The sequence below is a fragment of the Rhodoferax sp. RT4P68 genome, assembly GCF_056521305.1.
This window is the reverse complement of record NZ_JBWMBB010000003.1, coordinates 252,656-277,593: the sequence shown is the minus strand read 5'-3', so window position 1 is coordinate 277,593 and position 24,938 is coordinate 252,656. Positions and strand designations below refer to the sequence as shown.

Sequence of the window (24,938 nt, the reverse complement as noted above, 5' to 3'; positions counted from 1 at the left end):
CCATGTGAACCTTGTCGAATGGATTGATGGACTACCAAGAACTGAAGCTGCTGGAGGACGACCTATGGGAAGCCGCCGACCAGCTCCGCGCCAACTCCAAGCTGACCGCCAGCGAGTATTCGATGCCCGTGCTGGGCTTGATCTTTCTGCGCCACGCGACCACGCGCTTCCACGCACTGCTGCCCGAGGTTGTCAAAGCCGTTCCCGCCCGCGCCACCGGCACGCTGCGTGAAGACCGCATCAAGCTCGGCTTTCAAGGCAAGGCCGCCATCTATCTGCCCGAGACGGCACGCTACGACCACCTCGCGGCGCTGCCGGCCGGCACCCATGTAGGCGAGGCCCTGCGCGACGCCATGGTTGCCATCGAGGATTCGGTGACCGACCAGAAGGGCCAGAAGCTGCTGGAGGGCGCGCTGCCCAAGGACTACCTGGGCCTGGAGCAAGACCTGCTGGCCGAGCTGTTGAAGATCTTCAACCGCCCCGCGTTGCAGACCGCCACGGGCGACGTGTTCGGCCGCATCTACGAATACTTTCTGAACCAGTTCGCGCAGAGCGGCGCGCAAGAGGGCGGCGAGTTCTTCACGCCGCCCAGCCTGGTGCGGCTGATCGTCAACGTGATCGAGCCTGACCACGGCGTGGTGCTCGACCCGGCCTGCGGCTCGGCGGGCATGTTCGTGCAGACCGGCCACTTCATCGAAGACGTGCGGCACAAGAGCGCCAATGAGGTGGACATCACCTTCTACGGGCAAGAGAAGGCCGATCTGAACAGCAAGCTGGCCCGCATGAACCTGGCCGTGCATGGGCTGGAAGGCAACATCCGCATCGGCAACACCTTCTACGAAGACCACCATCAGTTGGTGAACGGCTGCGACTTTGTGATGGCCAACCCGCCCTTCAATGTGGACGGCGTGCAGGCCGCCAAGATCAAGCATCAGGTCGGTGACCAGCAAACCGGGCGCTTGCCATTCGGCCTGCCCGGCGTGGCCACCAAAACCAAGGGTAAGAACAACGGCGACGGCGAGACCATCTCCAACGCCAACAGCCTGTGGCTGCAGTACTTCTACAGCTACCTGAACGACGAAGGCCGCGCCGGGTTCGTCATGGCGTCCAGCGCCTCCGATGCCGGCAACAAAGACAAGGAGATTCGCCAGAAGCTGGTGGAGACTGGCCACGTGGACGTCATGGTCTCCATCGGCCCCAAGTTCTTCTACACCCGCAGCCTGCCGTGCGCGCTGTGGTTCTACGACAAGGGCAAGCCCGACGAGCTGCTGGACACCGTGCTAAGATCGATGCGCGCAACGTCTACACCGTGGTGTCGGCGCGCTCGCATGTCTTCACCGACGAGCAACTTGCCAACATCACCGCCATCACCTGGCTGTACCGCGGCGAGAACGACCGATTCGTCGCGCTGCTGGCCCACTACCAGACGCAGGCAGCGCAGCAACTCGCACAGCTGGCGGCCCGGCTGGCTGATGACGCCCACCACATGCGCGCGCTGACCACGGCGTTGCGCGGCTTTGCCAAGACCACGGCGGACGAAGCGGCCGTTGCCGCCGTGCGCGCCAAGCTGGGTGAGGACCACGGCATCACGGACGACGCGCTTCATGCCTACCGCGCCGACCTGCAGACGCTGGACGCGCAGCCCGACCTGTGGCTGCCGGCTTTGGATGCCGCGCAGCGGGAAGCCGGCAAGCTGCTGGACCAAGTGGCCACGCAGACGGCGCGCAGCACATTCCAGCAGCGCAAGGAGGTGCAACGTTTGGCCGATGCCCTGCAACCCGCCTTGAAGGCAGGACTTACCGCCCTGGAAGCCCGCCACAAAGCCTGGTTGCGGCTGCTGGAGCAAGCAGAGAAGACCCTGCGTGCCCGCCAATGGCCAGCATTCGATGGCGACGCGACACGCGCGGCGAAGCAGGCTTTGCTGCCACGCGATGCCAAAAAGCGTGAGCGACCGACCGTGCGGGACCTTGGCGTGGAGGTGTTCAAGCGCACCAGCTATTTCGTCGCCCAGGGCCACTGGCTGCTGGGCCGGTTTTCCGAGGGCCACTACGTGGATGTACCCGGCTTGTGCAGGATCGTGAGCAGGGGAGAGATCAAGGACAACGACTACTCGCTGACACCGGGGCGGTATGTGGGGGCATCTATCGGAGCTCAGGACGACCACGACGGCGAGGCGTTTGTCAATCGGATGCGTGAAATACACAGTGAGCTTGCGGAACTGAACGAGCTCTCCACAACCTTGGCGAGCAAGATTCAAGAGACGATCACGGGCTTGCTCGAATGAACTGGCAAAAACGGACGCTGGCAGATTGCGCATCCTTCAAATCGGGTGGAACCCCCAACAAGGGCAGACCCGACTATTGGGGCGGCGATATTCCCTGGGTCAGCTCGGGCGAGATGTCAGAGAAGTTGCTTTCAAACACATCCCTGCACATCACCGAGGCGGGCGCAATCGCGGGGAGCCGACTGGTGCCCGCTGGAACGATCTTTGCCGTGGTCAGGGGTATGTCGCTCGCGACCGAGTTTCGGGTTTCCTATGCCACCAGGCAGATGGCCTTTAACCAGGACTTGAAGGCCTTGACTCCAAAAGCTGGCGTTGACGCCTACTTCCTGTTCTGTGCCCTGCGCGCCAACGAATCGGCAATACGTGATCTCGCCACAGAGGCGGCGCATGGCACGAAGAAGCTCGAGTTGGAACGGCTCCAGTCGTTCTCCATCCGCGTTCCGGATATGGACACGCAGCTACACGTGTCCGAGCAAGTGCGGAACTTCGATTCCTTGATCGAAGCCAACCGCCGCCGCATCGCTCTGCTGGAGGAATCGGCGCGGCTGCTGTACCGCGAGTGGTTCGTGGATTTTCGCTATCCCGATCTTGTCGTCAAATCCTCGTCCGGGCTGCCGGTCGGCTGGAGAAATTGTCCGATGGCCGAGTTGGTCAAGGTCAACAAAGCCAACGTCAGCGCAAAGAACCCGCCCGAGCACATCCAGTACATCGATATCGCGGCCGTGGAGACAGGCATCGTCTTAGGTACAACCAGACTGCGCTTTGTCGATGCGCCTAGTCGTGCTCGACGCCTCGTGCAACATGGAGACGTTATCTGGTCGTGCGTCCGCCCCAATCGACGCTCTTTTGCGCTGCTGTGGGAGCCAGACAACGATGTGGTGGTTTCGACAGGATTTGCGGTTCTCACCGCGATTGGCGTGCCGTTCTCTTACCTCAGTGTGGCAACTACCTCCGATGCGTTCGTCGCATATCTGACCAGCCGAGCTACCGGCGCGGCCTACCCTGCGGTCAGCGCCAAGGATTTTGAGGAAGCGCCGCTATTGCTCCCAAGTGCGGAGGTTCTGCAGAGCTTCGATGAGAGATGTCTTCCCATGCTCGAGCTGCAAAACAAGTTAACGCGCCAGAACACGCACCTGCAGGAAGCCCGCGACGCCCTGCTCCCCAAGCTCATGTCCGGCGAACTCGCCGTCTGACCCACAAGAAAGACAAACAGCATGCCCCGCGCCGACTACTCGGAAGACCGCAACATCCAGGAACCCGCCGCCCGGCTGTTCGAGGATGTGTTGGGTTGGCGCTCGCTCTATGCCTTCAACGCCGAGACTTTCGGCCCGGCCTCGTTGCTGGGACGCCGCGATGCCAGCGATGTGGTGCTGACGCGGGATCTGGACGCCGCGCTGACGAGGCTCAACCCCAAGCTGGCGGCCACGCCCGAAGGCCGCGCCAAGCTGGGCGTGGCACGCGACCAACTGCTGGACGCCGACCCCAGCAAAAGCCTGCTGCAGCACAACCAGAACAAGTGGAAGCAGCTGCGCGATGGCATCACCGTGACGTCGCCCGCCGGCCAGTCGGCAGATGACGTGCACGTCACCGTGATCGACTTCACCAACCATGGAAACAACGACTTCCTGTTGGTGCGCGAACTGTGGGTGCAAAGCGGCCCATTCCGGCGTCGCTGCGACCTGGTGGGCTTCGTCAACGGTCTGCCACTGGTCTTCATCGAACTCAAGCGCCACGACAAGGGCTTGAAGGCCGCCTTCGACGACAACTACAGCGACTACAAGGACACAATCCCGCACCTGTTCCACTACAACGCGCTGGTCGTCGTGTCGAACGGGCTGGACGCGCGCTTCGGCTCCATCACCAGCAGCTGGGACCACTTCTACCGCTGGAAGCGCCTGCGCGAGGATGACCTGGACCCCGCACCCAAGCACAACGAGCACCCGCTGCAGCCGTTGCTGCCGATCTTGCTGCGCGGCATGTGCGCCAAGGGCGCGCTGCTGGACATCGTGGAGAACTTCATCCTCTTCGACAACAGCGAGGATGTGACGGTGAAAGTGGTGGCCCGGAACCACCAGGTCATCGGCGTGAACCGGGCGCTGGCCAAGCTGCAGTCGGGCGACGCCGAGGTGCTGGCGGGCAAACTGGGCGTGTTCTGGCACACGCAGGGCAGCGGCAAGAGCTATTCCATGGTGTTTTTCTGCCAGAAGGTGCACCGCAGGGTGTCGGCCAGCTATACCTTCGTGCTCCTGACGGACCGCAAGGAGCTGGATGATCAGATTTACACCACCTTCGTGGGCTGCGGCGTCTCGACCCATAAGGGGGACAAGGCGACGGGGGCGGACGGCCTGGAGCGCTTGCTGCGCGACCAGGACCGTCGCTACGTTTTCAGCCTGATCCATAAGTTCCGCAAGCGCGTCACCGACCCGTGGACCACGCGCCGCGACATCATCGTCTTGTCGGACGAAGCTCACCGCACGCAGTACGGCCGGCTGGCGACGCAGATGCGCATGGCCTTGCGCTCGGCGACGTTCATGGCATTCACCGGCACGCCGCTGATCGACGGCAAGGAGCGGCACGAGACCGAAAAGGTGTTTGGCTCGTATGTGTCGGTGTATGACTTCCAGCGCGCGGTAGCGGACGGCGCGACCTTGCCCCTGCACTACGAGAACCGTGGCGACAAGCTGCGGCTGGTGGACTCCACGCTGAACCAGAGGATCGAGGACCACATTGACGCTGCCAGAGCGGGTGGCGAGCTGACCGAGGACCAGGAGGCAAAGCTGTACCGCGAATTGGCTCGTGACTATCCGGTGTTCACGTCAGACACGCACTTGAACGATGTGGCCACCGATTTCGTCGAGCACTATCACCAGCGTTGGCGGTTGATGGAAGCGCCGACCCCAGCTGGCCAGCCCATCCGCTACGGAGGCAACGCCAAGGCACTTCTGGTCTGCATCGACAAACTCACCTGCGCCAAGATGGCCGAACGCATCAAGACGCGGTGGAGCGCCAAGCGGCTCGCTCTGCAAGTCAAGTTGCAGCAGGAGGAGGCGGCGTTCGCTCGGTCGGGCAAACCGGAGCCACCGTCGGTGGCCCGGCTGCGCGCACAGATTGCCTGGATGGCCGACACGCAGATCCACCCGGTGTTCAGCCCCGAGCAGAACGAGGTCAAGGATTTCGCGGCCGAGGGCATCGACGTGCGCCCGCTGCGCCAGGTGATGGCCGATGGCATCGGTGGCAAGAGCCTGGATGAGTGCTTCAAGGACGGAAGGAACCCGTTCCGCGTGGCGGTGGTCTGCGCGATGTGGCTGACCGGATTCGATGTGAAGTCGCTGGCTACGCTGTACCTGGACAAACCGATGAAGGGGCACACGCTGATGCAAGCGATTGCCCGTGTCAACCGCGTGGCGCCCAACAAACCGAACGGGCTCGTGGTGGACTACAACGGCATGCTGAAAAGCCTGCGCAAGGCGCTGGCCACCTATGGGCAGAGCGACAAGAACATGGCGGTAGACCCGCTGGTCGACGAGGTACAGGCACTGGCCGACTACGCATCGTCCATCGACTCGCTGCAGACCCATCTCATGCAGCTCGGCTACGACTTGGGGGCGCTGGTGCGAGCGGAGGAAGGCGAAGAGACTTGGTCGGAGCTGTTGACGGCGCGCAATGCCGTGAGCCGATCGCCTGAGGACAAGAAGGCTTTCCAGGTCTTAGCAGAAGACGTGTTCGACCGGTTTCGCGGTCTGTTCCCGCATCCTGGCGTGTTCCAGTACGAGCCGCAGGAGAACGCGATCACCGCGCTCTACAACCTGCTGCAGCAACCCAAGCCCCGGGTGGATATCACGGCGATCATGCAAGAGATTCGTGGCGTCATCGACACGTCACTGGACGTGGCGCCCAAGGGCGGCGCACGGGCACCCTCCAGGCAGTACGACTTGTCCGGCATCGACTTCGAGCGATTGCGAGCCGAGTTCGCCAAGTCGCCGTACCGGGAGACGGCGGTGCTGACCTTGCAAGAGCGGATCGATTCCCGGCTGGAATTGATGCTGAAGCTCAACCCCGGGCGCGTCGACCTGTACCAGCGCTATCTGGACATCATTGCGGAATACAACCACGACAAGGACGACGCCGAGATCCAACGTGTCTTCGATGAACTGATCAAGCTGCATGACGCACTGGACCATGAAGCGAAGCGCTATTTGCGCGAAGGCTTCCACAGCGAGAAAGAGCTCGCGGTGTTCGACCTGCTGTCCAAGGACAAGGCCGACATCACCAAGGCTGACATCACCAGGTTGAAAAAGGTCGCGCAAGAACTGACAGCGACGGTTGAGCACCGACTGCGTGAATGGGGAGATCTGAGCGAGCGGGCTTCCGTGCAAGCCCAGATGAAGGCCGCGATCATCGACCGTCTGCTGGAGGGCATGCCCGAGCTGTTTTCTAATGAGGACATCGAGGCACGGGCCGGTGTCGTCTATCAGTACGTGCAGCAGCAAATGAATGCTGCCGGGCTCCACTAAAGCGGGCGCGGACGCAATCCCGACCATAGGCAGGGCATGCGACAGTACTGCTCAGCGCAAAACTAGGGCTAACCCTATACTGCACTGCAACATAACTGCCCGGAAGCTGCCATGTCGATCATCCTGACCCACACCGCTACGTCCATCGCCAACCCCATCGGCGCCCTGCTGAAGAGCGGGTTGGACGGCGCACACACCCTGTGGTCCGCCATGCGCACCACCGTGGCAGCCCGCCCGTTGACCGCCCTGGAGCAAGCCGACCGCGTGCGCGCCAAGGCCGACAAGCTGCTGGCGTCGGACCCGATGTTCGCCCAAGAGCTGTACGCCCCAGCCGACCGCCACGAATACGCCGCACGGGGCTGACCAGCCCCACCGCTGACGGGCCGCAACGCAGGCAGCCCCAGCGGCCATGCCGGGCACCCCGGCGCACCGTTCGTGCGCCTGAACGCCCGGGCGCCCCCGCCCGCAGTCCTCACCCGCCCGGCATCACCAGCGCAAACAGCTCGTTCCGAAAGTGGATGCCCAGCCGCGTGAACGCACGGTTGCGGTAGGTCTTCACGGTCGGCAGCGACAGCTGCAGGTCGGCGGCAATGCCGTCCTGCGTCATGCCGCGCAGCAGGCGCGTGCACACATCCAGCTCGCGCGCGGTCAACTCGGCGCAACGTTGCAGCAGCCGCTCGCGCAGCGCTGCGGGTGAGCGCTCCACCACTGCAGCGCCGCCACAGAGCGCCACATGCTTTTGCGCCAGCGCCAGCAAGGCCGGCGCCATCTGTTCGAACCAGGCGATCTGCGCGTCCGTCAGTGCGCGCTGGTGCGCGTGGCGGTAGAAGTTGACGGCAAACAGGCTGTCGTCGTCGGCATGGCGCACCACCGAGACACGCTCGGCCATGCCGTGGGCGTCGTACACGCGCACCCGGTGCTCGCTGGCCACCTCCTGCGCGGTGATGTGGCACAGCTGCGTGCTGCTGCGTGCCGTGGCGGTGTCAAAGCGCAGCGTCGCGTCTTCCCGGTAGGGGCCGTCCAGGTACGCGCCCCAGCAGGCACGCGTGGTGTCCGGGATGCCACGGCTGGCGGACATGAACAGCGTGGGCGCGCAGTGCGGGCCGACCCGGTAGACCGACCATGAGGCGGCCGGCAACACCGGCTGCAACTGCTCCAACAGGCTGGATTCGAAACCCTGCTCACCCAGGCTGGCGATCATGCGGCCCATGGCCTCGGCCGGTGCCACGGCTGCCCTTGCCCCGGTATCGTGCCGCCATGCGGCTGGTGCCCATTTCCTCATGCGTGTCTCCTCAGCCCTGGGCTCAGGGTACGCCCGTCAACCTTTGGGATGACAGCGACCCCTTGCCGGCGCATTACGCTCCGTTGGCTCTTACTTCGGAACCGATTGTCATGGAAGTCACCCCGCTCGCCCCTCCCCTGCTGCGCTTCTTCGCCGACCTGTCGGTCGAGGTCGGCACGCCCCAGCAGGTCGGCGCCGCCGTGCGCGGCACGCGCCGTGTGATCCCCATCGTCGGCGGCCAGGTGCGGGGCGACGGCTGGTCGGCCCGCGTGCTGCCCGGCGGCGCCGACTTCCAGCTGATCGTGAACCCGGGCTACGCCGAACTGGACGCGCGCTATGTCGTCGAGACCGATGGCGGCGACCTGATCTACGTGCAGAACCACGCCATCCGCTGCGGTGCGCCCGAGCAGATGGAACGCATCGCCCGCGGCGAGCCGGTGGACCCGTCCCAGATCTACTTTCGCTGCCTGCCGCGCTTCGAGACCGCCTCGCCTGCGCTCGGCTGGATCAACGAGCGCCTGTTCGTCGGCAGCGGCGCGCGGCATCCCGACAAGGTCGTGATGCGCTTTTTTGAACTGGCCTGACTTTTCCCCACCTGCATCGGAGACCCACCATGAACCTGAACCGCCGCCACGCCGCCGTGCTTGCATCCTTCGTCCTGACCCTGCCCCTGGCCGCCCAGGCCCAGACGCCCGCCTACCCCAACAAGCCGGTGCGCATCATCGTCGGCTTCCCGGCCGGCACCGGCCCGGACATCGTGGCCCGTCTGCTGGCGCAAAAGCTCTCAGAAGGCTGGGGCAACCAGGCCGTGATCGTGGACAACAAGCCCGGCGCCGCCGGCCTGATCGCCGCGTCAGAAGCCGCCCGCGCCACGCCCGACGGCTACACGCTGATGCTCGGCGAGACCGGCCAGCTCAGCATCGCACCCAGCAGCTACAACAAGCTGCCCTACGACCCGGCGAAGGATTTCATCCCCGTCTCGCAGGTCGTGACCGCCGACTTCGTGCTGCTGGTGAACCCCGCGAAGGTGCCGGCCAAGAACGTCAAGGAATTCGTGGACTGGACGCGCCAGCAAAAGGGCTTGTTCATGGCCACGTTCGGCGCCGGCACGCCGGGTCACTTCGGCGCCTACATGTTCGGCGAGGCCATCAACGTCAAGCCCGAGCCGGTGCACTACAAGAGTACCGGCGACGCCATGACCGGCATCTTCGGCGGCGACGTGTCGGGCGTGTTCGCCAGCGTCGGCCTGGCCGCGCCGAACGTCAAATCGGGCAAGCTGGTCGCGCTGGCCAGCACCGGCGGCCAGCGCACGGCCGCGCTGCCCGAGGTGCCGACGTTCAAGGAGCAGGGCTACAACACGCTGGAATTCAACTCGTGGTTCGGCATCGTCGCGCCGGCCAAGACACCGCCAGAGGTCATTGCCAAGCTGAACGCCGACATCGTGCGCGCCATGCGCTCGCCGGACGGCCAGAAGAAGATGGAAGACGCGGGCTTCCGCGTGACCGGCACCAGCCAGCAGGACTTTGCCAACACCATCGCCGCCGACACGGTGACCTGGGGCAAGGCCGTTGCCGCGACCGGCTTCAAAGCAGACTGAACGACAACACCCCGGAGGAGACAACCCCATGCACCGCATCACCCTGGCCACACCCTTGTCCGCCGTCGCGCTGGCCCTGCTTGCCGGCTGCGGCAGCAGCGACGAATGGATCCAGCTCGGCGCCCAGGCCTCGCAGGCCCGCTGCGCCGAACTGGCCACCAGCGCCGGCCTGGCCGCCACCACGTTGACCACGGCCTACGTGGCCGATGGCACCAAGCGCCCCGGCACGCAGACGACCGGTGAGTTTTTGCCCGGCCACTGTGTGGTGACCGGCGCCATCGGCGCGCGCACCGGTGTCGACGGCAAGCCGTACGCCACGGGCTTTCAGCTCAGCATGCCGGACAACTGGAACGGCCGCTTCCTGTACCTGGGCGGTGGCGGCAACGACGGCACGCTGCGCGACACCTCGCTGTCCTCCAGCATCTCGGTGGGCACGCCCTCGCCGCTGGGCCAGGGCTATGCGGTGGTCAGCACCGACGCCGGCCACAGCGGCACCAGCGCCAGCTTTGGCCTGGATCCGCAGGCCCGCATCGACCACGCGTATGCATCGCACGACAAGACCGCGACCAGCGCGAAGGAGTTGATCCGCCAGCGCTACGGCCGCGCCCCGGCGTACTCGTACTTCTCGGGCTGCTCGGGCGGCGGGCGCCAGGGCATGATGTTCTCGCAGCGCTTTCCCAGTTACTTCGACGGCATCACGGCGGGCGCGCCGGCCATGCGCGTGTCCAGCGGCGCCACCGTGGCGGCGATGTGGAACAACAAGAAGTTCACCGACATCGCGCCGCAGGACGGCAGCGGCAACCGCATCCTGTCGCAGGCTTTGAGCAATGGCGATCTGAACCTGGTGGCCGGCGCCATCGCCAACGCCTGCGACGCCGCCGACGGCGCGGTGGACGGGCTGGTGGCGAACACCAAGGCCTGCACGTTCGACCCCGTGGTGCTGCAATGCACAGGCGCCAAGACCGACAGCTGCATCACCGCAGCCCAAGTCGGCGCGCTGAAGGACGTGTTCGGCGGCCCGAAAAACTCGGGCGGCCAGCAGCTCTACGCTGGCCAGCCGTGGGACCCGGGCATCCGCGACGCCGGCTGGCGCGCCTGGACGCTGGGCACCTCGACCACCGCCGTGCCCAACTCGCGCTACAACGTGCTGATGCTGGACGCGCTGCGCAACGAGTTCTTCACGCCGCCCGAGCCGGCCTTCGACGCGCTGGCCTTCAACTTCGACACCGACCCGGCGCGCATGGAGGCGTTCTCGGCCGTCTACGACACGTATCGCGACACGACGCTTGCGGCCTTCAAGGCGCGCGGCGGCAAGCTCTTGTTCATCCACGGCATGGCCGACCCGATCTTCTCGGCGACCGACACGGTGGACTACTACGAGCGGCTGGCCGCCAACAACGGCGGCATTGCGGCCACGCAGAGCTTCGCGCGCAACTTCCTGGTGCCCGGCATGGCGCACTGCTCGGGCGGCCCGGCGACGGACACGTACGATTCGCTGCAGGCCATGGTGGACTGGGTCGAGAAGGGCATCGCGCCCGACACGATTGCGGCACGGGCGACGGCGACCAACGCCTACTACCCCAACCGCACGCGGCCGCTGTGCGCGTACCCCAAATTCGCCAAGTACAAGGGCACGGGGAGCATCGAGGATGCGGCGAATTTCAGCTGCAGCGAGAGCTGATCGCGGGGCGCGGCTGCGGTGCATCCCCAGCTGCGCCGGTGGTCTGGCCGTGCCGCTCATTTTTGCCGAGCACGATCGAGCGCAGCGCCCGCAAACGCGACGATCCGGTGCCAGTGTGCCGGCGCGTTGATGTGGCGGACACGTCATATGCGCGTTTGCGGCGGCGCAGCAGCGGCGCCACGCAGGATCGGCAGACGCACGGCACTGAAGCCCGCCACTGCGGGCATGTTGACCAGTGAGGCAACCTCGGCCGATTTGTAACAGGTGCGCTCGCAGGCGTTGGAATACCTCAGCCGCTACACGCACCGCACGGCGATCGGCAACGAGCGCATCCGCGCCGTGACCGACAGCGCCGTCGTCTTCACGGTGCGGGCCGATGACCAGGGCGGCAATAAGACGATCCACCTGAGCGGCGCCGAGTTCGTGCGCCGCGTGCTGCTGCACGTGCTGCCCACGGGGATCAAGCGCATCCGCCACTACGGTGTGCTGGCGGCGGCCTGCAAGGGCAAGAAGCTGGACGCGGCGCGCACGGACCTGCGGATGCCGACGCCCAACCCGCGGGCCATGGAGTTGGCGCGGGAGTTCCTGCAGCGCGTGGCGCGCATCGACGCGCAACAGTGCCCGTGCTGCAAGACGGGCACGCTGCGCTGCGTGCAGACGCTGGCCGGGCCGAAGTCGCTGCCCGGCCCCACGGCCGCACCGGGGCAGCACAACCGGGGACCGCCTTGAGCAGCGCGGCGTCGATGCGAGGCAATGCGCCGCCACGGCGGTGCGGGCCAGGTGTTGCCCGCGCGCACGCCCGGACCCGTACGACGCGATCACTGTGCGCTGGCCGCAACGCCTGCGGGCCCCGCGTGCGCCATGCGCCAGGTGGGGGATGCCGGGCGCAGCCGTCTTGCCCATAATGGCCAGCGCTGTGCGCGGCTTCTCGCCGAAGCATTCCCCTATGGCGCGCGGGCCACGCGCCCTGTAGCCCGCGGTTCAGTCCAACGAGGTTGATCTGACGCTATGAACGTTGCTCGTGTTTGCCGGCCTTGGGATTGGCGTCAGATAAACGCTTTCCGTTAGGCCGCACCAAACGAACGTGTGCGCCGATCCGACTTTCTTTAGAGACGCCGCAGGTCTGCGCGCCTGGCTCGAAGAGCATGGCGCGCACGCATCCGAACTGATCGTCGGCTTCGTCAAGACCCACACGGGAAGAGCCACGCTCACCTGGCCGCATGCCGTCGACGAGGCTCTCTGCTTTGGCTGGATTGATGGCGTTCGCACCAGCATCGACGAGAACCACTACAACATTCGCTTCTCTCCCCGCAAGCCAGGCTCCAGGTGGAGTGCGGTCAACATCAAGCGAGTGCCTGAGCTTGAGGCTGAGGGAAGAATGACCAAGGCAGGTCTCGCTGCCTTTGCTCTTCGCACGGAGGAAAGGTCCAGGCTCGGTTCATACGAGCAGAAGGAGTTCCCTGAACTCTCAGCAGCTGAGACGGCCGAGTTCAGGACGAACGAGAAGGCCTGGGCGTTCTACGAAGCACTGCCGCCAAGCTACCGACGGAAGGTCAACTGGTTGATCATCAGCGCCAAGAAGGAAGCTACGCGGGCGAAACGATTCAGCGCACTCGTGGCTGCCAGCGCCCAAGGCAGGAGGGACTACTGAGGTCCAGCGCGCGGTGCGGCCTACCCTTCCATCGAGGGGATGCCCAAAAGCCTACGCCTTTGGGTCACTCCTCGTGTCAAAAGTCCAGCCTCGCGGGAACCTTTAATTTGTTGGACTTGTTGACAACAGTGTTTGCGTGTTGTCACAATGTCCAACATGCAGGCTGTCCCGCTGGTTCGTCGTCGCATTGTCCTTGCACCCGACGCGTTCGCAGAGGTTGCCGTGTGGCGAGTCCCTGAACCTGTCCCACCTTCTGAGCATCCTTTCAAGTATCGGCTTGCCTATGTGGTCCGTGGCAAATGCGTGCTGAGGTATGACAACGAACGAGGCAAAGGTGACCACCGGCACGTCGGCGAGCAGGAAGTTGACTATGTCTTCTCGACACCGGAGCAGTTGATGCTCGACTTCAACGCTGACATTACGAGGTGGAATCATGAACACGGTCATTCTTGAGGTCCGTTCCCTGGCTGACACTCTTGCAGATGCAGCCCGCGCGATGCACTCTGGCCGCGCTGAGCGCGAAGCTCGCATCGGCTTTGCGACGCCCGAGTTGTTGTGGCAGGTGCTGACGGCCAAACGTTGGCAGTTGCTCAAAGCGATGTGCGGGGCTGGTGGCATGTCGATCCGCGAGGCGGCGAGACGCGTCGGTCGTGATGTGAAGGCGGTACACGGGGATGTGACGGCCTTGTTGGATGCTGGTGTTCTCAGTCGGGCACCAGAAGGTGGTGTGGTGTTCCCCTTTGAGGCTGTGAAGGTTGAGTTCATGCTGGAGGCGGCATAGTGGCGCGCACAGCAAGGCCGCATCGGGCAGCCGCAAATTTCCGGCTCCCACTTCCAAACTCCAGCCGCCACCCCCCGTGCAGATCATTTGTCGCCAAGGTCGATCCATGGAACCCACAGAGAAAGCCAAAGGACCCGCGTCTTACTTCCCGTCGATCGAGAAGAAATACGGCCAGCCGGTTGAGCACTGGCTCGGCATGTTGCGAAGTGCCGGCAACCTCAAGCACATGGAGCTGGTGAGCCTGCTCAAGTCCGAGCACGGCCTTGGTCACGGTCACGCCAACGCCCTGGTGGCCTATCACCTGGCCAAGAGGTAGGTGGGGCACTGGCCCCCTGCCAGTACATCTGCCAGTAGCCAACGCGACCGGCTTCGCCCCGTGCTACAACGGCCGCGCCCCCAACCCTCCAGGACTCCCCATGCAAGCCCTGCGCGTCCACGCCTTCGACCAGCCGCCACGGCTCGACACCCTGCCCGACCCGACCCCCGCGCCGGGCGAGGTGCGCGTGCGCGTGCAGGCCTGCGGCATCTCGTTCTTCGACCTGTTGATCGCACGCGGCGGCTACCAGTGGCGGCCCGATCTGCCGTTCACCGTCGGCAGCGAATTCGCCGGCGTCGTCGATGCGCTGGGTGAGGGCGTCACGCACCTGACGGTGGGCGACCGGGTCTGCGGTTCCACCTCCATCGGCGCGTGGTCCAGCCTGCTGTGCATGCCGGCCGAGATGTTGCAAACCGTGGCACCGCACGCCTCCATCGACGAGGCCGCCGTGCTGCACATGCCCTACGGCACGGCGCTGTATGCGCTGCGCGCACGCGGCGAGCTGCAGCCGGGCGAGACGGTGCTGGTGCTGGGCGCGACCGGCAGCATCGGCGCGGCTGGCGTGCAACTGGCCAAGGCGCTCGGGGCGCGCGTGATCGCCGGTGCCACAGGCGCGGCCAAGCTGGCCGCCGCGCAGGCCGCAGGCGCCGACGCGGTGATCGATCTGCAGGCCGACGACTGGAAGGACCAGGTCAAGGCGCTCGCCGGCCCGCGCGGCGTCGACGTGGTGCTGGACCCGATCGGCGGCGCGTTCATGGACGCGGCGTTTCGCACGCTGGGCTGGGGCGGCCGGCATTTGGTCGCAGGATTTGCCAGCGGAGCCATCGGCAGCCTGCGCGGCAACCTGGCCATCGTGAAAGGCGCCTCGCTGATCGGCGTGGACGTGCGTCAGTTCCGCGAGCGCCAGCCGCAGGCGTTTCAGGCGCTGCTGCGCGACGTGGCGGGACTGCACGCGGTCGGCAGCATCCGGCCGCACGTGGCCGCCAGCTTTCCGTTCGACCGCGCGGCCGAGGCGTTCGCGCTGGCGCAGCAGCGCGAGACCATCGGGCGCGTGGTGCTGCACCCGCCTGTCTGAACGCATCGCGCAACGCCAGCACGCGGACAACCAAAGACTTCCAACGCGTGCGCACCTTGCGCCGCGCACTCGGCGCGCGCCCAACTCAGGTCGCCGCCGTCGCCGTCTTCGGCGCGCGGTGGAACACCGTGTTGAGCCCCCACAGCACGACCCCGATCGCCAGCAGGATGCCGGCGATCTTGTACTGGGCCATGTCGCGCCCCGTCCATGGCCCCGCCAGGAAGGCGCACGACAGCGCGCCCAGCACTGGCAGCACCGTGGGCGTCTTGAAATGCTTGTGCTCCACCGGGTCGCGCCGCAGGATGAGTACTGCCACGTTGACCACCGTGAACACGCACAGCAGCAGCAGCGCCGTGGTGCCGCCCAGGGCCGGCACCTCACCCACGAAGGTGATCAGCCCGAAGGCCAGCAGCGTCGTGAAGCCGATCGCGATATAGGGCGTGCGCCGCTTGGCATGCACCTTGCCCAGCGCGGCCGGCAGCACACCCTCGCGGCTCATGCCGTAGACCAGGCGGCTGGCCATCAGCATGTTGATGAGCGCGCTGTTGGCCACGGCGAACATGGTGATGAGGCCGAACACGCCGACGGGGAAGTTCGGCGCGCCAGCCTCGATCACCTTGAGCAACGGCGTCTCGCCCTCGCTCAGTTCCTCGGGCGACACCAGCGTGATGGCCGAGATCGACACCAGCACGTAGATGGTCCCGGTGATGAACAGCCCGGCCAGCAGCACCTTGGGGAAGTGGCGCACCGGGTCCTTGCATTCCTCGGCCATGTTCACGGAATCCTCGAAGCCCACCATGGCGAAGAAGGCCAGCGTGGTGGCACCGATCACGGACCAGAACGCACCCCGGTCGCCCGCCGCGCTGAACTGCGTCACGCGCGAGAAATCGCCCTCGCCGCCGAAGATGGCCGACATGCCGATGAAGATGATGATGAGCAGGCCTGTCAGTTCCACACAGGTCAGCACCACGTTGAACTTGACGCTCTCTCCCACGCCACGCAGGTTGATGGCCGCCACCAGCGCCATGAACAGCAAGCCGATGGCGGTGATGCCGATGCCGCCGGCGATCCCCAGATCGAACGCGCCCGACAGGTTGGCCGCGAACGCACGCGACGCGGTGGACGCCGAGGTGATGCCCGAGCACATCACCGCAAAGGCCACGATGAAGGTCACGAAATGGATGCCGAAGGCCTTGTGCGCATACAGCGCCGCACCGGCCGCGCGTGGGTACTTGGTGACCAGTTCCAGATAGCTGAACGCGGTGACCAGCGCCACGACGAAGGCCACGACGAAGGGCAGCCAGACCACGCCGCCGACCTGCTTGGCCACCTGCCCCGTCAGCGCGTAGATGCCGGTGCCCAGGATGTCGCCGACGATGAACAGCAACAGCAGCCACGGGCCCATGACGCGGTGCAACGATGGCTCGGCACCGGCCGATTCGGAACTGGCGGGTGTGGTGACCGGTTCGGGCATGACAAGCTCCTGTAGCGTCGCACGGTCGACGCGATGCAGACGCAAGTTACACCGGCCGCGCGCGTTCGCGTGTGGGACAAGATCGCGGCGATATCACGCTGCAGGAAGAGCTTGCGCTGGTCGAGGCGGCTTTACCGCCCGGGCCGGCATCACGGCCACGGGCGGCCAGCACTGCGGGTCGGCGAAATGCGCGGCCAACGCATCGAGCATGGCGCGCAGCACGGCCGACATCTGCCGCCGTGACGCGTAGATGCCGTGGATGCCCAGCGGCTGCACCGCATGGCCCGGCAGCAGCGCCACCAGCTCGCCCCGGGCCAGCGGGCCGGCTGCTGCATAGAGCGGCTGCAGCGCGATGCCCACGCCCTCGATGGCGGCGGCCAGCAACACCTGCGTTTCGTTGGCGCTCAGGTTGCCGCCCACGGGCACGCTGGCCGGCTCGCCCGCAGCGTCCGTGAACGCCCACAGGCTGCGGCCGAAGTACGAATACGTCAGGCAGTTGTGCACGGCCAGGTCCTGCACGCGCTGCGGCGTGCCGTGGGTGGCCAGGTAGGCCGGCGCGGCGCAGACCACCGACGCGCAATCGCCCAGCCGGCGCGCGATGAGGTTCGGGTCCAACTCGTTCGTGATGCGGATCGCCAGGTCGATGCGCTCTTCCACCAGGTTCACGGGCCGGGCGTCGATGCGCAGGTCGACCGCAGCCTGCGGGTGCGCGCGCAGGAACGTGGCCACGGGGCGCATCAGCACCTCCTGCGCCAGCGATTGCGAGCAGGCCACGCGCAACAGTCCGCGCACAGGGTCGGCCTCGTCCTGCGGCGGCAGCACCAGTTCGCCCGCGATGTCCAGCATGCGGCGGCAGCGCGCCAGCGTCTGTTCGCCTGCAGGGGTCAGGCTCAGCCGCCGCGTCGTACGGTGCAGCAGCCGCGCGCCGGCCCAGCGCTCCATCTGCGCCAGGTAGCGCGTGACCATCGCGCGCGACATGTCCAGCGCATCGGCCGCCGCCGCCATGCTGCCGCGCTCGGCGATCTGCACGAACACCTCGGCAGCCGTGATGCGGTCCATATTAAATCGATTGATGCAACAAAGACTTGCATGTTATGGCGTATTTCCATCGATCGAAGCAATCTACGATTCGTCATCGCTTCCACTCCGAGGGTTTTTCCATGTCGCATCTCCTGTCCCGCCGCACGCTGATCGCCAGCGCCCTGAGCCTGGGTTTCGCCACCAGCACGCTGGCCGCCGACGCGCTGCAACTGCAGGTTTACAACCCCGGCGACAAGTCGATGTTCCCGGTGTCATCCGTCATCGTGACGGGCCCCACCGAGGCCGTGTTGATCGACGCCCAGTTCCAGCGCAACGACGCACAGGCCCTGGTGCAGAAGATCCAGGCCACCGGCAAGAAGCTGACCACCGTGTACGTGAGCCACAGCGATCCAGACTTCTACTTCGGCCTGGACGTGGTCCGCGCCGCCTTCCCGGACGCCAAGATCGTCGCCACGCCCGAGACGGTGGCCAAGATCCAGGCCAGCAAAGACGGCAAGCTCGCGCACTGGGGCCCCATCCTCAAGGACAACGCACCGAAGGAGCTCGTCGTGCCCGCACCGTTGGCGCAACGCCGGCTGACGGTGGACGGCCAGACGCTGCAGATCCGCGGCCCCGAGGCGGCCCGCAGTTTCGTGTGGATCCCCGCGCTGAAGACCGTGGCCGGCGGCATCCCCGTGATGGCCAACGTGCACGTCTGGGTGGCCGATACGCAGACCGCTGCCTCGCGCAAGAACTGGCGCACGACGCTGGACGCCATCGACGCGCTCAAGCCGCGCGCCGTGGTGCCAGGCCACTACCTGGTGGGCGCAGACGGCAAGGCGCCCGACACGCTGGCCAGCGTGCGCTTCACACGCGACTACCTGCGGGCCTTCGAACAGGAGGCGGCCAAGGCCCCCAACTCCGCCGCGCTGATCGCCGCCATGACCGGGCGGTACCCGAACCTGGGCGAAGCCTCGTCGCTGGAGCTCAGCGCCAAGGTCATCAAGGGAGACATGAAATGGCCGCAATGAACGGTGCCGCAGCCACGCTGCATTACATCTTCGACCCGCTGTGCGGCTGGTGCTATGCGGCCGCGCCGCTGGTCGAGGCAGCCCGCGCTGTGCCTGGGCTGCGCGTGCAGTTCCACGGCGGCGGCATGATGACCGGCGCCAACCGCCGGCCCGTCACGCTGCAGTGGCGCGACTACGTGTTGCCACACGACCGGCGCATCGCCCAGCTGACGGGCCAGCCTTTCGGCGATGCGTATGCCGACGGCCTGCTGCGCGACACCAGCGCCGTACTGGATTCGGCGCCGCCGACCACCGCCGTGCTGGCCGCAGAAGACATCGCGGGGCGTGGCCTGGACATGGCGCACCGGCTGCAGCGCGCGCAGTACGTGGAGGGCCGGCGCATCGCCGACACCGCCGTGCTGCAGGCGCTGGCAGAGGATCTGGGGCTGGACGCGCCCGCGTTCGCCGGTGCGTTCGAACGCCTGGCGGGTGTGCCCACGCAACAGCACATCGCCGAAAGCCGCCAGTGGCTGGCGCGCGCGGGTGGGCATGGCTTTCCGACCTTTGCGCTGCAGCAGGGCGACCGGGCCGACGCACCGCTCGTGCTGCTGGACATCGGCCCCTGGCTGGGCAGGCCCGCGCCCTGGCGCGCGCATCTGCAGGCGCTGCTCGGGCATGCCCTGCCCTCGGAGCCGGGCGGCAGCGCCAGCCCGGCCTGCAGCCCCGATGCATGCGCGATCTGACTCTCCGGTTTCCGTGTTTCCCACCCGCTTTTTTCAAGGAGCAACCATGACCCGAATCGCCCTTCTCGGCATCACCGGCCGCGCCGGTTCCCGCATCGCCACCGAGCTGCTGCAGCGCGGCCATACCGTGACCGGCATCGCCCGCGATGCGACCAAGGCCCAGCCCCAGCCGGGCCTCACGCTGCAGTCCGCAGACGGGACCCGTGTGGACGCACTGGTGCCGCTGCTGCGCGGCCATGACGTGCTCGTGAGCGCAACGCGCTTTGACGGCGGCAGCGATGCCGCGACCTTGATCGCCGCCGCCCGGCAGGCTGGCGTCAAGCGCCTGCTGGTGGTCGGCGGGGCCGGCAGCCTGGAAGTCGCGCCCGGCACGGCGTTGGTGGACACGCCGCAGTTCCCCGCCGCCTACAAGCCCGAGGCGCTGGCGGGCCGCGTGTTCCTTGACGCGCTGCGCGCCGAGCCCACGTTGGACTGGAGCTTCCTTTCGCCATCGGCCCTGTTCGAGCCCGGTGAGCGGACGGGCAGCTTCCGCCTCGGCGGCGACCAGTTGCTGGCCGATGCCGCCGGCCACAGCCACATCTCGATGGAGGACTATGCGATCGCGCTGGTCAATGAGATCGAGACACCGCAGCACTCGCGCCAGCGCTTCACCGTCGGCTATTAAGCCGTACGCGCGCCGGGCCGCCGCGCGCCAGAATGTGCGCGCCGCCTGCCTTCGCAGGCAGCACCTGCAAGGAGTCCCATGGCCGAGCCCCAGCAACCCGGCGCACGACGCGCCCTCTACCTTGACGATCTCGCGGTCGGCGACCGCTTCACGAGCGGCGAGCACGCGCTGGACGCCGCGCAGATCAAGACCTTCGCCCAGCAGTTCGACCCCCAGCCCTTCCACACCGACGAAGAGGCCGCCAAGGCCAGCCTCTTCCAGGGCCTGGCCGCCAGTGGCTGGCACACGGCCGCCATCACCATGCGCCTGCTGGTGGACAGTGGTATGCCGTTGGCCGAGGGCGTCATCGGCTCGGGCGGCGAGCTGCACTGGGCGCAGCCCACGCGGCCGGACGACGTGTTGCACGTCGAGAGCGAGGTGATGGAGATCGTGCCCTCGCGCTCCAAACCCGGCCGCGCCATGGTGCAGATGCGTTGCCGCACGCTGAACCAGCGCGGCGAGCTGCTGCAGAGCTTCACGCCCAAGCTGGTCGTGGCCCGGCGGCCTGGTTGAGCGGGTCGCCCCGGCGCCTCGCGCGCAAGAAGGCCCACCGCCTGTCGCGCACCTCGGCCTAGCGCCGGTCGCGCACGTAGGGGTTGTGCCGCCGCTCGTGGCCGAAGCTGCTTTCGGGCCCGTGACCGGGAATGAACACCGTCTCCTCGCCCATGGGCCACAGCCGCTGGACGATGCTGTCGATCAGTTGGTCGTGGTCGCCCTGCGGAAAGTCCGTGCGGCCGATGGAGCCGGCGAACAGCACATCGCCGACAAAGGCGCGCTGGATCTCGGGCGCGTAGAAGACCACATGCCCCGGCGTGTGCCCCGGGCAATGGCGCACCTGCAGCGTGTGCGCGCCAAGCGTCACCGTGTCGCCATCGTACAGCCAGCGCGTGGGCGTGAAGGGCTCGGCCGCAGGGAAGCCGAACATCCGGCTCTGCTCGGCCAAGCCATCGATCCAGAACTGATCGCCTGGGTGCGGGCCGACGATGGGCAGGCCCAGCCGCCCGGCCAGCTCGCCGGTGCCGCCAGCATGGTCGATGTGGGCGTGGGTCAGCCAGATCTGTTCCAGCTGCAGATGCCGCTCGTCGACCTGCGCCAGCAGAACGTCCAGGTCGCCACCCGGGTCGATGACGGCGGCCTGGCGCGTGGCGTCGCACCAGACGAGCGAGCAGTTCTGCTGGAAGCGGGTGACGGGGATGGTCTGGTAGCGGAGCATGGGGTGGCAGTGTGTGGAGCGGCGGTGCGCGGCCGGGCGAATATAGTGCCCACGCCCCACCACCCCGCCCTTCGACTGGACCCCCATGACCCCCACGCGCAAGCGCGTCGCCACGATCCGTGATGTCGCCCAGGCCGCAGGCGTCTCCACCGCCACGGTGTCCAAGTTCGTCAATGGCGGGCAGCGCTTCACGGCCGATGTGGAGGCCCGCGTCACGCGCGCCGTCAAGGAGCTGGGCTGGTCGCTGAACCCCATGGCGCGCGGCATCACCACCGGGCGCACGGGCAACGTGGGCATCGTGATCCTGGACATCCGCAACCCGCACTTCACCAGCATGGTGAAGGGCGCGGCACGGGCGGCGGCGGCGGCCGGGCTGAACCTGATCTTTGCCGACGCCGCCGAAAGCCGCGAGCCTGAGCTGGCGGTGCTCAAGGCCCTGTCGCGCCGTGTCGACGGCCTGATCGTCAGCGCGCGCCTGCCCGCGCCGGTGATCGAGGCGCTGTTCGACAGCGGCACGCCGGTCGTCTTCTACGGCGGGCCGCCGCCGCACCCGGCCTACCACAGCGTGTGCTGCGACAACGCACTGGCCGGCCGCATGCTGGGCCGCCACCTGCGCGACCGGGGGTTCCGCAGGATCAGCTACGTGGGCTTTCCAACGGCGCTGTGGAGCAACGAACGCTGGCGCGGGCTGCAAGGGGCATTCGAGGGGGTGGACGCCAGCTTCCAGCAGTTCGAGGCGACGGCGCCGGTGACGGACGAGGGCGAGCGGCTGGCGTCGATGGTGCTGCTGTCCGGCGCCATGCCGGACGCTGTGGTCGCTTTCAACGACCTGCTGGCCATGGGCATCCTGGCCGAGGCCCGGGCGCTGGGCATCCGCGTGCCCGAGCAGGTGGCGCTGGCCGGCTTCGACAACATCGCCTACGGGCGCCTCGTCAGCCCCTCGCTCACCAGCGTGGACATGATGAGCGAGGCCGTGGGCGAAATGGCCCTGCGCCGCTTGGCCGAAGTGATCCAGGGTGTGGCCTCGCAGCAGGACGACGTGCTGACCAGCCGGCTGGTGGTGAGGGAGTCGACGACGGTGCGAGGCCAAGGGTAAACACTGAAGCCGCAGCGCTTGACCCTCGAAATGTTATCGATCAACATCCAACCCAGGCCTCGCGGCCTTTTTTTGAATGCGTTAGTTAAACGGTTAACTGAAATTTGAGTTCAGCACTCTTTCCGGGAATTCTGTCCTATAAGAAGCTGACAGCATTCGCAGTAAACCGGTTTTTAGACGGCACCAGTTGCCCCAACCACCCCGACAGGAGACTTCGATGAACCGCCCCCACCACCACCGCCGAACCGCCATCGCGCTGGCCACCACCATCGTCCTGACGGCCGGCATCGCGGCCTGCGGCGGCGGCGATGACGAGCCCGTGCAACCCATCATCGGTGCCCGCTCCAAGGCCGTGTTGACCGTGGACAGCAAGCAGTTCAAGGATGCCAACGGCAATGGCCAGCTCGACCGCTACGAAGACTGGCGCCTGTCGGTTGACGAGCGCATCGACCACCTGGTCTCGCTGATGACGCTGGAGGAAAAAGCCGGCCTGATGCTGATCAACACGCTGAACGCCGGTGCCGGCGGCGCGTTGCCGGCCGCGGCAACCAACATGGTGCAGACGCAGAAGATGAGCCGCTTCGTGTTCCGCAGCGTGGTGACGATTCCGGCCACCGGCTCGCAGGTCACGCCCGAGCAGGCCGCCACGTCGTTGAATGCTGTGCAGGAGATGAGCGAAGCCACGCGCCTGGGCATTCCGGCGGTGTTCAAGTCGAATGCGCGCAACCACTACGAGAAGGACCCGCGCGTCGGCATCAACGAGGCGTCCGGTGCGTTCACCGAATTCCCGAAAGAGGCCGGCCTGGCCGCCGCCTCGCTGGGCGCGGGCGACATGTCGCTGATCAAGGACTTCGCCACCGTCATGGGCGACGAGTGGAAATCCATCGGCCTGCGCGGCATGTACGGCTACATGGCCGACCTGTCGACCGAGCCGCGCTGGTACCGCGTGCACGAGACCTTCACCGAAGACGCCGACCTGAACGCCGACATCATGCGCACCCTGGTGCAGACGTTGCAGGGCACGCAGATCAAGGACGGCACCTCGGTCTCGCCGACCTCGGCGGTGGCGCTGACGCTGAAGCACTTTCCCGGTGGCGGCCCGCAGGAGATGGGCCTGGACCCGCACTACGCGCACGGCAAGAACCAGGTCTACCCGGCCGGCAACTTCGGCTACCACTTGAAGCCCTTCGTCGCCGCGATGGACGCCGGTGTTTCGGCCTTGATGCCCTACTACGGCGTGCCGATCAACGTGACCTATGAGGGCGTGACCTACGAGCAGACCGGCATGGCGTTCTCCAAGCAGATCGTGACCGACCTGCTGCGCGGCAAGCTGGGGTTCAAGGGCTACGTGAACTCGGACACCGGCATCATCAACGACCGCGCCTGGGGCCTGGAGATGAAGTCGGTGCCCGAGCGCGTGGCGGCCGCCATCAACGGCGGCACGGAGACCTTGTCCGGCTTCAGCGACAACAAGACCATCACCGATCTGGTCGCGGCCGGCCTGGTCACCGAAGCCCGCGTGACCGAGGCCGCCAAGCGCCTGCTGAAAGAGCAGTTCCAGCTCGGCCTGTTCGAGAACCCGTATGTCGATGCCGCGCAGGCCAACGGCACCATCGGCAAGGACGCGCACCGCGCCACCGGCATGGACATCCAGCGCAAGTCCGTCGTGCTGCTGCAGAACCAGGACGCCGACACCGGCGGCAAAACGCTGCCGCTGAAGGCGGGCGCCAAGGTCTACACCATGGGCCTGGCCAAGACCGACACCGACAAGTACGGCTACACCGTGACCGATGGCGAAGCCCTGGTCGGCGGCGTGCGGCCGAGTGCTGCCGGCCATGACTACGCGGTGATCCGCGTCGAGGTGTCGAACAACAAGCTGGTGCCCGGCACCAACACGCGCGCCACCACGACCTACCGCAGCGACGACCCGGCCACCGGTGGGCGCATCAACCCCGCCACCGGCCGCACCTGGGGCGCGGACGACCGCTGCGTTGCGGGCACGGCGCTGTATTCGGCGGCAGACGCGGCGCTCGGCTGCCTGGACAACCGGCTCAACTTCGGTGGTTCGTTCCCCTGGGAGAACGGCAAGATGTCGTTCACCGAGATGGCGGCGGCCGAGTCCTGGCTGGTTTCACCCTCGCTGGACCAGATCCAGGCCGTGATGAACGAAGTGGGCGCCAAGAAGACGGTGCTGGCCATCTACTTCCGCCAGCCGTATGTGCTGGACGATGCGAGCGGCCTGAAGAACGCAGGCGCCATCGTGGCCGGCTTCGGCGTCAGCAACACGGCCTTGCTGGACGTGCTGGGCGGCAAGGTGCTGGCGACGGGCGCGGCCTTCAAGCCGCAGGGCAAGCTGCCGTTCGCACTGGCCAACAACTCACTGGCCATCGTCAACAACCAGCCCGACGCACCGGGCTACCCGGCGGCGGACACGCTGTTCCCGTTCCGCTTCGGTCTGACGTACTGAACCACCCGCAGCGATAGCGCGTCGAGCGCCG

General features: G+C 66.6%; 23 protein-coding genes and 1 pseudogene. 20 read left to right on the top strand and 4 right to left on the bottom strand.

Features of this window, described 5'->3' with window-relative positions; translation table 11 throughout:
• The first annotated feature begins 26 nt into the window (after nucleotides 1-26).
• The 5 genes from AC099J_RS07820 to AC099J_RS07800 all read left to right on the top strand — a co-directional run bounded on the left by AC099J_RS07820 (nucleotide 27) and on the right by AC099J_RS07800 (nucleotide 7,161).
• Entirely contained in the window at nucleotides 27-1,499 is a 1,473-nt protein-coding gene (locus AC099J_RS07820) for a type I restriction-modification system subunit M (RefSeq protein WP_479614672.1), read from the top strand.
• Nucleotides 1,487-2,284: a hypothetical protein gene (locus tag AC099J_RS07815; RefSeq protein WP_479614671.1), complete on the top strand. Its 798-nt coding sequence runs from the start codon at nucleotides 1,487-1,489 to the stop codon at nucleotides 2,282-2,284. Before AC099J_RS07820 ends, AC099J_RS07815 begins: the two co-directional genes overlap by 13 nt.
• Nucleotides 2,281-3,477 (top strand): restriction endonuclease subunit S, encoded by a 1,197-nt coding sequence (locus tag AC099J_RS07810; RefSeq protein WP_479614670.1) that lies wholly within the window; start codon nucleotides 2,281-2,283, stop codon nucleotides 3,475-3,477. The genes AC099J_RS07815 and AC099J_RS07810 overlap by 4 nt, the downstream gene beginning before the upstream one ends.
• A gap of 21 nt (nucleotides 3,478-3,498) precedes the next feature.
• Nucleotides 3,499-6,798: a type I restriction endonuclease subunit R gene (locus AC099J_RS07805; protein WP_479614669.1), complete on the top strand. Its 3,300-nt coding sequence runs from the start codon at nucleotides 3,499-3,501 to the stop codon at nucleotides 6,796-6,798.
• A 111-nt stretch (nucleotides 6,799-6,909) separates the two neighbouring features.
• Nucleotides 6,910-7,161, top strand: coding sequence for a hypothetical protein (locus AC099J_RS07800; RefSeq protein WP_479614668.1), 252 nt, complete (start codon nucleotides 6,910-6,912; stop codon nucleotides 7,159-7,161).
• A 109-nt stretch (nucleotides 7,162-7,270) separates the two neighbouring features.
• Here AC099J_RS07800 and AC099J_RS07795 read toward each other — a convergent pair whose 3' ends face one another.
• A complete protein-coding gene (locus AC099J_RS07795; RefSeq protein WP_479614667.1) occupies nucleotides 7,271-8,080 on the bottom strand; it encodes a helix-turn-helix transcriptional regulator in 810 nt (269 codons plus the stop codon).
• A gap of 110 nt (nucleotides 8,081-8,190) precedes the next feature.
• Here AC099J_RS07795 and AC099J_RS07790 point away from each other — a divergent pair, with 110 nt between their 5' ends.
• The 9 genes and pseudogenes from AC099J_RS07790 to AC099J_RS07750 all read left to right on the top strand — a co-directional run bounded on the left by AC099J_RS07790 (nucleotide 8,191) and on the right by AC099J_RS07750 (nucleotide 15,181).
• Nucleotides 8,191-8,664: a DUF3237 domain-containing protein gene (locus tag AC099J_RS07790; RefSeq protein ID WP_479614666.1), complete on the top strand. Its 474-nt coding sequence runs from the start codon at nucleotides 8,191-8,193 to the stop codon at nucleotides 8,662-8,664.
• A 29-nt stretch (nucleotides 8,665-8,693) separates the two neighbouring features.
• Nucleotides 8,694-9,677, top strand: coding sequence for a Bug family tripartite tricarboxylate transporter substrate binding protein (locus AC099J_RS07785; RefSeq protein WP_479614665.1), 984 nt, complete (start codon nucleotides 8,694-8,696; stop codon nucleotides 9,675-9,677).
• A 28-nt stretch (nucleotides 9,678-9,705) separates the two neighbouring features.
• Complete coding sequence (locus tag AC099J_RS07780) at nucleotides 9,706-11,358, top strand: DUF6351 family protein (RefSeq protein ID WP_479614664.1); 1,653 nt, start codon at nucleotides 9,706-9,708, stop codon at nucleotides 11,356-11,358.
• 270 nt (nucleotides 11,359-11,628) lie between these two features.
• A pseudogene (locus AC099J_RS07775) lies at nucleotides 11,629-12,087 on the top strand (transposase); the annotation flags it as partial.
• Between the two features lie 355 nt (nucleotides 12,088-12,442).
• Nucleotides 12,443-13,009 carry a YdeI/OmpD-associated family protein gene (locus tag AC099J_RS07770; protein WP_479614663.1) on the top strand — a complete coding sequence of 189 codons (567 nt, stop codon included), beginning with the start codon at nucleotides 12,443-12,445 and terminating at the stop codon, nucleotides 13,007-13,009.
• 156 nt (nucleotides 13,010-13,165) lie between these two features.
• Nucleotides 13,166-13,462: a toxin-antitoxin system TumE family protein gene (locus tag AC099J_RS07765; protein ID WP_479614662.1), complete on the top strand. Its 297-nt coding sequence runs from the start codon at nucleotides 13,166-13,168 to the stop codon at nucleotides 13,460-13,462.
• Nucleotides 13,443-13,790: an HVO_A0114 family putative DNA-binding protein gene (locus AC099J_RS07760; protein WP_479614661.1), complete on the top strand. Its 348-nt coding sequence runs from the start codon at nucleotides 13,443-13,445 to the stop codon at nucleotides 13,788-13,790. Before AC099J_RS07765 ends, AC099J_RS07760 begins: the two co-directional genes overlap by 20 nt.
• A gap of 106 nt (nucleotides 13,791-13,896) precedes the next feature.
• Nucleotides 13,897-14,106, top strand: coding sequence for a DUF4287 domain-containing protein (locus AC099J_RS07755; protein WP_479614660.1), 210 nt, complete (start codon nucleotides 13,897-13,899; stop codon nucleotides 14,104-14,106).
• A gap of 100 nt (nucleotides 14,107-14,206) precedes the next feature.
• On the top strand, nucleotides 14,207-15,181 hold the full coding sequence (locus tag AC099J_RS07750; protein ID WP_479614659.1) for an NADPH:quinone oxidoreductase family protein: 975 nt from the start codon (nucleotides 14,207-14,209) through the stop codon (nucleotides 15,179-15,181).
• A gap of 85 nt (nucleotides 15,182-15,266) precedes the next feature.
• Here AC099J_RS07750 and AC099J_RS07745 read toward each other — a convergent pair whose 3' ends face one another.
• Nucleotides 15,267-16,655, bottom strand: coding sequence for an APC family permease (locus AC099J_RS07745; protein WP_479614658.1), 1,389 nt, complete (start codon nucleotides 16,653-16,655; stop codon nucleotides 15,267-15,269).
• A gap of 93 nt (nucleotides 16,656-16,748) precedes the next feature.
• Nucleotides 16,749-17,714, bottom strand: coding sequence for a LysR family transcriptional regulator (locus AC099J_RS07740; protein WP_479614657.1), 966 nt, complete (start codon nucleotides 17,712-17,714; stop codon nucleotides 16,749-16,751).
• Between the two features lie 101 nt (nucleotides 17,715-17,815).
• Between AC099J_RS07740 and AC099J_RS07735 the strand changes: the two genes are divergently transcribed.
• The 4 genes from AC099J_RS07735 (at nucleotide 17,816) to AC099J_RS07720 (ending at nucleotide 20,644) form a co-directional block, all read left to right on the top strand.
• A complete protein-coding gene (locus AC099J_RS07735) occupies nucleotides 17,816-18,706 on the top strand; it encodes an MBL fold metallo-hydrolase (RefSeq protein WP_479614656.1) in 891 nt (296 codons plus the stop codon).
• Entirely contained in the window at nucleotides 18,694-19,428 is a 735-nt protein-coding gene (locus tag AC099J_RS07730) for a DsbA family protein (protein ID WP_479614655.1), read from the top strand. Before AC099J_RS07735 ends, AC099J_RS07730 begins: the two co-directional genes overlap by 13 nt.
• A 46-nt stretch (nucleotides 19,429-19,474) precedes the next feature.
• A complete protein-coding gene (locus tag AC099J_RS07725) occupies nucleotides 19,475-20,092 on the top strand; it encodes an NAD(P)-dependent oxidoreductase (protein WP_479614654.1) in 618 nt (205 codons plus the stop codon).
• Between the two features lie 78 nt (nucleotides 20,093-20,170).
• Nucleotides 20,171-20,644: a MaoC family dehydratase gene (locus AC099J_RS07720; protein ID WP_479614653.1), complete on the top strand. Its 474-nt coding sequence runs from the start codon at nucleotides 20,171-20,173 to the stop codon at nucleotides 20,642-20,644.
• 58 nt (nucleotides 20,645-20,702) lie between these two features.
• Here AC099J_RS07720 and AC099J_RS07715 read toward each other — a convergent pair whose 3' ends face one another.
• Nucleotides 20,703-21,344: an MBL fold metallo-hydrolase gene (locus AC099J_RS07715; protein WP_479614652.1), complete on the bottom strand. Its 642-nt coding sequence runs from the start codon at nucleotides 21,342-21,344 to the stop codon at nucleotides 20,703-20,705.
• An 85-nt stretch (nucleotides 21,345-21,429) separates the two neighbouring features.
• On the opposite strand from AC099J_RS07715, the gene AC099J_RS07710 reads away from it, so the two are divergent.
• Together AC099J_RS07710 and AC099J_RS07705 are read left to right on the top strand one after the other, a co-directional pair.
• Nucleotides 21,430-22,440, top strand: coding sequence for a LacI family DNA-binding transcriptional regulator (locus AC099J_RS07710; RefSeq protein WP_479614651.1), 1,011 nt, complete (start codon nucleotides 21,430-21,432; stop codon nucleotides 22,438-22,440).
• A 217-nt stretch (nucleotides 22,441-22,657) separates the two neighbouring features.
• Entirely contained in the window at nucleotides 22,658-24,907 is a 2,250-nt protein-coding gene (locus tag AC099J_RS07705) for a glycoside hydrolase family 3 protein (protein ID WP_479614650.1), read from the top strand.
• Nucleotides 24,908-24,938: the final 31 nt, after the last annotated feature.

What these genes read in the sequence shown, in the direction of transcription:
- AC099J_RS07795 (WP_479614667.1), bottom strand. Translation starts at nt 8,080, where the DNA reads ATGAGGAAATGGGCACCAGCCGCATGGCGGCACGATACCGGGGCAAGG.
- AC099J_RS07810 (WP_479614670.1), top strand. Translation starts at nt 2,281, where the DNA reads ATGAACTGGCAAAAACGGACGCTGGCAGATTGCGCATCCTTCAAATCG.
- AC099J_RS07800 (WP_479614668.1), top strand. Translation starts at nt 6,910, where the DNA reads ATGTCGATCATCCTGACCCACACCGCTACGTCCATCGCCAACCCCATC.
- AC099J_RS07790 (WP_479614666.1), top strand. Translation starts at nt 8,191, where the DNA reads ATGGAAGTCACCCCGCTCGCCCCTCCCCTGCTGCGCTTCTTCGCCGAC.
- AC099J_RS07740 (WP_479614657.1), bottom strand. Translation starts at nt 17,714, where the DNA reads ATGGACCGCATCACGGCTGCCGAGGTGTTCGTGCAGATCGCCGAGCGC.
- AC099J_RS07720 (WP_479614653.1), top strand. Translation starts at nt 20,171, where the DNA reads ATGGCCGAGCCCCAGCAACCCGGCGCACGACGCGCCCTCTACCTTGAC.
- AC099J_RS07745 (WP_479614658.1), bottom strand. Translation starts at nt 16,655, where the DNA reads ATGCCCGAACCGGTCACCACACCCGCCAGTTCCGAATCGGCCGGTGCC.
- AC099J_RS07780 (WP_479614664.1), top strand. Translation starts at nt 9,706, where the DNA reads ATGCACCGCATCACCCTGGCCACACCCTTGTCCGCCGTCGCGCTGGCC.
- AC099J_RS07760 (WP_479614661.1), top strand. Translation starts at nt 13,443, where the DNA reads ATGAACACGGTCATTCTTGAGGTCCGTTCCCTGGCTGACACTCTTGCA.
- AC099J_RS07730 (WP_479614655.1), top strand. Translation starts at nt 18,694, where the DNA reads ATGGCCGCAATGAACGGTGCCGCAGCCACGCTGCATTACATCTTCGAC.
- AC099J_RS07725 (WP_479614654.1), top strand. Translation starts at nt 19,475, where the DNA reads ATGACCCGAATCGCCCTTCTCGGCATCACCGGCCGCGCCGGTTCCCGC.
- AC099J_RS07750 (WP_479614659.1), top strand. Translation starts at nt 14,207, where the DNA reads ATGCAAGCCCTGCGCGTCCACGCCTTCGACCAGCCGCCACGGCTCGAC.
- AC099J_RS07755 (WP_479614660.1), top strand. Translation starts at nt 13,897, where the DNA reads ATGGAACCCACAGAGAAAGCCAAAGGACCCGCGTCTTACTTCCCGTCG.
- AC099J_RS07805 (WP_479614669.1), top strand. Translation starts at nt 3,499, where the DNA reads ATGCCCCGCGCCGACTACTCGGAAGACCGCAACATCCAGGAACCCGCC.
- AC099J_RS07710 (WP_479614651.1), top strand. Translation starts at nt 21,430, where the DNA reads ATGACCCCCACGCGCAAGCGCGTCGCCACGATCCGTGATGTCGCCCAG.
- AC099J_RS07815 (WP_479614671.1), top strand. Translation starts at nt 1,487, where the DNA reads ATGCGCGCGCTGACCACGGCGTTGCGCGGCTTTGCCAAGACCACGGCG.
- AC099J_RS07765 (WP_479614662.1), top strand. Translation starts at nt 13,166, where the DNA reads ATGCAGGCTGTCCCGCTGGTTCGTCGTCGCATTGTCCTTGCACCCGAC.
- AC099J_RS07715 (WP_479614652.1), bottom strand. Translation starts at nt 21,344, where the DNA reads ATGCTCCGCTACCAGACCATCCCCGTCACCCGCTTCCAGCAGAACTGC.
- AC099J_RS07735 (WP_479614656.1), top strand. Translation starts at nt 17,816, where the DNA reads ATGTCGCATCTCCTGTCCCGCCGCACGCTGATCGCCAGCGCCCTGAGC.
- AC099J_RS07785 (WP_479614665.1), top strand. Translation starts at nt 8,694, where the DNA reads ATGAACCTGAACCGCCGCCACGCCGCCGTGCTTGCATCCTTCGTCCTG.
- AC099J_RS07820 (WP_479614672.1), top strand. Translation starts at nt 27, where the DNA reads ATGGACTACCAAGAACTGAAGCTGCTGGAGGACGACCTATGGGAAGCC.
- AC099J_RS07705 (WP_479614650.1), top strand. Translation starts at nt 22,658, where the DNA reads ATGAACCGCCCCCACCACCACCGCCGAACCGCCATCGCGCTGGCCACC.